General features: G+C 66.0%; 5 protein-coding genes. All 5 read right to left on the reverse strand.

What is annotated here, in order from left to right; genetic code table 11:
- Positions 1–131 precede the first annotated feature (131 nt).
- Complete coding sequence (locus WBP48_RS17325; protein ID WP_424441985.1) at positions 132–1064, reverse strand: amino acid ABC transporter permease; 933 nt, start codon at positions 1062–1064, stop codon at positions 132–134.
- Positions 1061–1708, reverse strand: a complete 648-nt coding sequence (locus WBP48_RS17330) for an amino acid ABC transporter permease (RefSeq protein ID WP_424441986.1) — start codon at positions 1706–1708, stop codon at positions 1061–1063. Before WBP48_RS17330 ends, WBP48_RS17325 begins: the two co-directional genes overlap by 4 nt.
- A gap of 102 nt (positions 1709–1810) precedes the next feature.
- On the reverse strand, positions 1811–2740 hold the full coding sequence (locus WBP48_RS17335; RefSeq protein ID WP_424441987.1) for a glutamate ABC transporter substrate-binding protein: 930 nt from the start codon (positions 2738–2740) through the stop codon (positions 1811–1813).
- Between the two features lie 94 nt (positions 2741–2834).
- Positions 2835–3629, reverse strand: coding sequence for an amino acid ABC transporter ATP-binding protein (locus tag WBP48_RS17340; protein ID WP_424441988.1), 795 nt, complete (start codon positions 3627–3629; stop codon positions 2835–2837).
- An 87-nt stretch (positions 3630–3716) separates the two neighbouring features.
- The coding region (locus WBP48_RS17345; RefSeq protein WP_424441989.1) for a TrmH family RNA methyltransferase at positions 3717–3936 on the reverse strand (220 nt) is incomplete at its 5' end.

Below are 3936 nucleotides of genomic sequence, written 5' to 3' on the forward strand. Positions count from 1 at the left end.
AGACCACACCAAGTTCCGGGGGGTCTCGACCCACAGACACGGTCTCGCGGGAGGGGCGGCGGAGGGGCGGCGCAGGGGCGGCGCAGGCGGGCGGGAGGGATGCCGGGGACTACTGCCCGCGCGCGGCCTTCTCAGGGACGTCGGGTGGGGGGAATGCCCCCGCCCTCGTTTCCGGTGGCGGCGTCAGTGCTCACCTGCAACCCGAGCAGCTGAGTGTCGGTGACGGACCCGACCGGGTGATGCAGCCCGCCGCCGCGCTGCTGGCGTCGCTTCGTGCTCTGTTCCAGGCGGTAGGCGACGTAGCTGAGCGCGAGACACATCGCGACGTAGATCGTCCCGCCGACGATAGCCGTCGGGATGAGCGGCGAGTGGTAGACGGCGTTCGATCCGAGCAACCGAATGACGTACAGCAGTTCCTCGTAGGTGATGATGAAGCCCAAAGCCGTGTCCTTGAGCGTCACGACCAGTTGCGCGACGATGACCGGCAACATTGCACGAATCGCCTGTGGCAGCAGGATCAACCGCAGCACCCCGGCTTTGCGCAAGCCGATCGCGTATCCGGCCTCACTCTGTCCGCGCGGCAGCGACTCCACCCCGGCGCGGATGACCTCAGCGAGCACCGACCCGTTATACGCGATCAGTGCGATCACGACGGCCCAGTACGGCGTCATGCGGACGCCGATGACCGGCATGCCGTAGTACAGGAGCATCATGAAGATCAGCACCGGGATGGCACGGAGGATCTCGGTGATCCAGCCGACGACCGTCCGGACCCATCCGTGATCGGACAGACGCCCGATCGCGAGCACGAAACCCAGCACGAGCGCGCCGATGGCGGCGACCGCGAAGGCCGAGACGGTGCCGATGACTCCGTCCAGCAAGCGCTGCCAAATCGCGCCGTAGGTGAAGATCTCCCACTTCTCGGCGTCGAACTGTCCGGTCTCGGCGAATCGCCAGATGACCCAGCCGATGATCGCCAGCACCACGATGATCGTGGCCACTCCCAGCACCCGGTTGCGGGTGACAGCCCTGGGTCCGGGGACGTCGTAGAGTACTGAACTCATCGCGCGATCCTCCATTTGCGCTCGAGCGCCCGCTGCAGCCACGCCAACAGCAACACCATCACCACAAACAGGACCATGACCCACAGCAGCACGACGAGCTGGTTCTCACCGCGCTCACTGAGCCACGAGCGGATAGAGCCGAGGTTGAGCACGGAGAACCCCGCCGCGACCGTGGTGTTCTTCAGCAGGGCGATGAACACGCTCATCATGGGCGGAATGACCGATCGGCCGGCTTGCGGCAGCACCACCAGCGTCATGACCTGACCGAACGTGAGACCCAGTGCTCGCGCCGCCTCGGCCTGCCCCACCGGTACGGTGTTGATGCCCGACCGGAGTGTCTCCGCGACGTACGTTGCGGTGTAGACCCCCAGCGCGAGGGTGGGGAGCACGAACGGATTGATGCGTTCCTGCAGGAGGATCGGGACGCAGAACACGAAGAAGAACATCACGAGAGTCAGCGGCGTGTTGCGAATCCAGTTCACGTAAACTGCGCCGACGGACCGGGCGATGGGGATCGGTGAGACGCGCATCGCCCCCACGATCAACCCGAGAACGAGCGCGATCACGCCACCGCCGAGGAACAGCAGCAGCGTGCCCGTCAGCGCCTCACCCCACAGGTCGAGGTTGTCGGTGATGACTCCCATCGGCGCTCCTCTCGCTGCTGTCTGTGAAATCTCGAAGTCGCGGGTCCGGTGATCCCGGGGCGGCGGGCGCGATTCGCGACCGCCGCCCCGGGACTCGCTCGATCAATCGATCGGGTCGACCGCGGGCTGTTCGCCCGTGACGCCCGAGGCGCCGAGGTTCTTCTCGAAGATCGCCTGCCAGGTGTCGCCGCCGTCGGTGAACAGTGTGTTGATGAACTCCTGAAGGGCGGTGTCACCGTGCGCCAGGCCGACGCCATACCGCTCCTCGCTGAACACGTCGCCGACGACCTTCAGGTTATCGGGGTCCTGCGCCGCGTAGCCGATGAGGATCGCCTCGTCGGTGGTAACGGCATCGACCTGACCGTTCTTGAGCGCCTCGACGCATTCGGAATAGGTGCCGAACTCCTGGGTGTTTGCGGGAGTCTGATCCTTGATGCGCTGGATCGAGGTCGAGCCCGTCGCCGAGCACACGACATTGTCCGCAGTCAGCGAATCCACCCCGGTGATCTCGTCGTCGTCGGCCGCGACCAGCAGGCCCTGCCCGGTGACGAAGTATGGACCCGCGAACGCGATCTGCTCCTTGCGCGCGTCGGTGATCGAGTACGTGCCGACGTAGTAGTCGATGTCGCCGTTGATGATCGCCTGCTCGCGGTTGGCAGAGGCGATCGCCTGGAACTCCAACTGGTCCTCGTCGTAGCCGAGCGAGGCGGCGATCCACCGGGCGATGTCGACGTCGAACCCGGTGCGCTCGTTCGACACGGGGTCGAGGTAGCCGAGACCGGGCTGGTCCTCCTTGACGCCGATCTTCACACTGCCGCGCGAGGTGATCGCGTCGAACGTCGGGCTGCCGGTGAGCTCGACGTCGGTCGCGACCTCCCAGGGGTTGCCCGACGCCGAGCCGTCCTCGGTGGCGTCGCCGGACGGAGTGGTGGCGTCGCCGGGCGTGCCGCTGTTGCACGCCGTGAGGGCGAGAGCCGCGATCGCGATGCCGGCGACAGCGCCACCGATGCGTGTAATGCGTGTGGTACGCATGTGATTCCTCCTGGTTTCGTATCTCTTTCAGGGTGCCGCGCCGGTGCAGGGCGCGGACGGTTGTGGAGCTGCGGGCGCAGTGCGCAGTGGGGTCTCAGTGGGTGATCAGCTTCGACAGGAAGTCCTTCGCCCTCTCGCTCTTGGGCGCCGTGAAGAACTCCTCGGGCGTCGCCTCTTCGACGATCTGACCGTCGGCCATGAACACGACGCGATCGGCGGCCTTGCGCGCGAAGCCCATCTCGTGGGTGACGACGATCATCGTCATGCCCTCCTGCGCCAGCCCCACCATGACGTCGAGCACTTCGTTGATCATCTCGGGATCGAGCGCGCTGGTCGGCTCGTCGAAGAGCATGACCTTCGGCTTCATCGCGAGGGCCCGCGCGATCGCCACACGCTGCTGCTGGCCACCCGACAACTGTGCCGGCAGCTTCGCGGCTTGGTGGCCGACGCCGACGCGGTCCAGGAGCACTTTGGCTTCGGCCTCGGCATCCGCCTTCTTCATCTTCTTGACCTTGATGGGGCCGAGCGTGACGTTCTCGAGGATCGTGAGGTGGGAGAACAGGTTGAACGACTGGAAGACCATGCCGACGTCGGCGCGCAGCGCGGCCAGGCCCTTGCCCTCTTTGGGGAGCTCTTTGCCGTCGATCGTGATCGAGCCGCTCGTGATCGTCTCGAGTCGGTTGATCGTGCGACACAGCGTCGACTTGCCCGATCCGGACGGCCCGATCACGACGACAACCTCGCCGCGGTTGACGGTCAGATCGATGTTCTTCAAAGCATGGAAGTCGCCGTAGTGCTTCTCGACGTCGGTGATCACGACGAGGGGATCGCCGCGGCCGACGCTGATGTTGGACGTCGCGGGAGCGGGTTCCGCTGCAGGGTTCGCCATGGCATCACCCTAGGGGCGCGACCGGGGGGGAACTCAAGCTCTCCACAAGATCTTGACCGCATCGTGACCGGCTCGAAACAATTCACATCAGGTTGCCGCGCGTTGCGCGAACGCCGTCTCGTACAGGCACACGCTGGCCGCCGTCGCGAGATTGAGCGACTCCGCACGACCATAGATCGGCAGGCGTAGCGACAGGTCGGCGTGCGCGAGCGCAGCCTCGTCCAGCCCGCGCGCCTCGTTGCCGAACAGCCAGGCCGTCGGCTCGCGCAACAGCGCGCGGCGGGCGAGAAAATCCTCGCCGCCGACG

Source organism: Microbacterium sp. (assembly GCF_049661145.1).
In the GTDB taxonomy this organism is placed as follows: domain Bacteria; phylum Actinomycetota; class Actinomycetes; order Actinomycetales; family Microbacteriaceae; genus Microbacterium.